This is a genomic window from Armatimonas sp. (assembly GCF_043760365.1).
In the GTDB taxonomy this organism is placed as follows: Bacteria; Armatimonadota; Armatimonadia; order Armatimonadales; family Armatimonadaceae; genus Armatimonas.
Map to the genome: position 1 here is coordinate 1 of NZ_JAYUPA010000026.1, position 2,467 is coordinate 2,467.

3 protein-coding genes and 1 pseudogene are annotated in these 2,467 nt (G+C 57.8%); 1 reads left to right on the forward strand and 3 read right to left on the reverse strand.

Features of this window, described 5'->3' with window-relative positions:
• Positions 1-183: 183 nt before the first annotated feature.
• The gene (gene hpf / locus ACH2EH_RS00635) at positions 184-546 is read right to left on the reverse strand and encodes a ribosome hibernation-promoting factor, HPF/YfiA family (RefSeq protein ID WP_395137791.1); all 363 of its coding nucleotides are present in this window, start codon (positions 544-546) and stop codon (positions 184-186) included.
• A gap of 220 nt (positions 547-766) precedes the next feature.
• Positions 767-1,465 (reverse strand): hypothetical protein, encoded by a 699-nt coding sequence (locus tag ACH2EH_RS00640; RefSeq protein WP_395137793.1) that lies wholly within the window; start codon positions 1,463-1,465, stop codon positions 767-769.
• Between the two features lie 87 nt (positions 1,466-1,552).
• Between ACH2EH_RS00640 and ACH2EH_RS00645 the strand changes: the two genes are divergently transcribed.
• Positions 1,553-2,290, forward strand: a complete 738-nt coding sequence (locus ACH2EH_RS00645; protein WP_395137795.1) for a hypothetical protein — start codon at positions 1,553-1,555, stop codon at positions 2,288-2,290.
• A 2-nt stretch (positions 2,291-2,292) separates the two neighbouring features.
• Here the strand turns inward: ACH2EH_RS00645 and ACH2EH_RS00650 are convergent.
• Positions 2,293-2,467, reverse strand: a pseudogene (locus ACH2EH_RS00650) (NADP-dependent isocitrate dehydrogenase); the annotation flags it as partial.

Sequence of the window (2,467 nt, forward strand, 5' to 3'; positions counted from 1 at the left end):
GTTTTATCTCGCCTGCTTGTCGCAACAGCCGAGCATGTGTCAGAAAATCGCGCAGAGCAGCGATGTCGTCAAGAGAACCACAATCTGGCACCGAGCAAACGCAACCGTACGGCGTTTTCTGTAAAACAGAAAAACCTCCCGCATCACCCGTGATGCAGGAGGTTCGTCCGTCGCAGAGTGCGGCTACATTTCCAGGCGTAGCCGTGCGGGCGGACGATCGGGAGGACAGCGGAGCGAGGCATGCTGTCCGTGATGGTTACCAAAGCGGTAGTGGCGATCCGTGCATTTCTGAAGTCGGCGCTCCAGCTTTCCTGCTGCACGGGCGAGTGTGGCGTAAATATCCCCGCCCTCATCTTCGCTACGCAAGTCCAGCCCCTCCGCCCAAACTCGAATAGTAACGATGTACTGTTGCCGCTCACTAGAGAGCGTGACATGGCTATGGCGAATGGTAGGAAACTGCCTTGCAAGCCTGCCCATCAGAAGTTCAGTGTGCTGCCGAAGCACTTCGTTCACAACCAGATGACGGCCCTGTATCTGAATGTTCATCACAAACCTTTCCTAAAAAAACAAGCCCCTCACCAGAGGAGAGGTTACTCTGGCGAAGGTCTTGCTTTTTTAAGATGGAAAGTTCCGGCTCGCACTGTGAGCGTCTTGACGAAACTTCCCCCGGCTTTTTTTGGCCGGGTGCTACTCCCCTTCGTTGATTATATATACATACGAAATTTAGTTCGCGTTCCAATTTTCCTGAATTATTTATCTTTTATTTTCAGAGGCGTTGAATCAGGCCCACACTGAGATAGTCTAGCCGGGCGAAGTTGTAGACACGCTCATTGTCCGCGCCCCCTTCCAGCGTTCGGACACCCAGAGTGACGTCGGTTTTAGGCGCGAGCCGATGCGCCAGCAAGAGGCTAATATCAAAGGCGCGGCCTTGCGGCGCAGCCAGACCATCGGCATCGAGCAGTAGCTTCCAGCGCTCACTGAGCTTGCGCTCGCCGCTGAGATAGACCAAGGGGACAACCCCGAGGTTGTAGGACTCTTTATAGGTGCCGCCCTGACGCAACGCGATTCGGGCATCGCGCACTTTCAGGGTCCCGCCCACGCGCAAGATCTCTTTTTTATTTTGGTGCACGGTAGACCAGTAGCTCACACGGTAGGAATTAAACATATAGCTCCCCGTCGTCGGAGCATTGGCGGAGAAGGTCGTGTCCTGAAAGCGCACGGGCGCGGCAAACTGCCCCGCCCCTGAGTAGCTGAGCGGCGCAAGCATGAGGCGCAGACCCTGATTGGCACTAAGCTTATGGAGCACCGTGACGCGCCCGAAGTGGAAGCCGCTCTCGCCCATCAAGTTGCGCAGAGAGAACTTCGTGCCTGTGTCGCCAAAGATGCGAGCGCTATTGTAGGGCTGGCGCACACTGCCAAGCTCAAGGTGAATCGTGGTGGTTAGTGGGGGAATATCCATGCTCATAGGAACACTCTTGCGGCGCATTGGGTTCCTTCAAATAGGCCATTTGGCCCATGACTGACGCGGGGCGCTGTGATACCAAGAGTCACGATGCTACGTAGCCATGAAGACGACGACCTTAACGCCCGGCAGAATGCCACGAGCGAGCGCTCTGCCGCCGCGATGCTGGACAAAGAGACGGAGCGGATGCTCTATGTCCTCTACAAAGAGCACTTTGCCAAGGCGGATGCCGAGCGGCACTGGAACCCGTGGGGCTCGATAGAGTGGCAGGCGGAGACCCCTGCGCCGAGCCCGGCACTGGTGGATGCGACACTCGCGCTCTGGCGGGATGCGACGCTGCTTCCCGACTACGCGGCGATCAATCAGAATCTTCTGCGCGCCAGCCGAGGTCGGGCCTGGTTCTGGACACACTGGAGCTACGAGGAGAGCAAGCACCTGATCGCCCTGCAAGAGTGGCTGACACGCAAAGGGGGCTGGGATGCCACGGAGCTTGCCACCGCCGCCGAGGAGCTGCTCACGCGCTACCGCTGGGAGCCCCCCTGCGACGAAGCGACCTGTGTCTGTGTGGATGCCCTGCTCTACGAGCTGAGCCAGATCGAGAAGCTCGAAGCCCTCGCGGCGCAGGCGCGCACTGAGGGGGAGAGTATCTTGGCTGAACTGGTAGGCTTTCTTATCGCCGACGATCAGGCCCAAAGTGACTACCTCGCCGAGGCGCTTAGAATCATCGGGAAACGCTACCCCGAACGCCTGCACGAAGCCCTTCAGACTGTCGCCGCCTCCCATGAAGCCCCCGAGCTAGCGGCCACACTACAAACCTACCTCACGTAAGCCTACTGACCTTGTGCGAGGGCGAAGCCCGGGATGCCATCAAACTCGTAGAGGTTCTCGGTCTTGATGAAATCGAAGCTTGCCATATCTATCCCCGCCAGAAGCGCTAAGACATCACCGTGGCAGATCAGCTTGGTTCCCTTTGCAATAAACCGGCAGCGCCAGTGATCCGTGCAG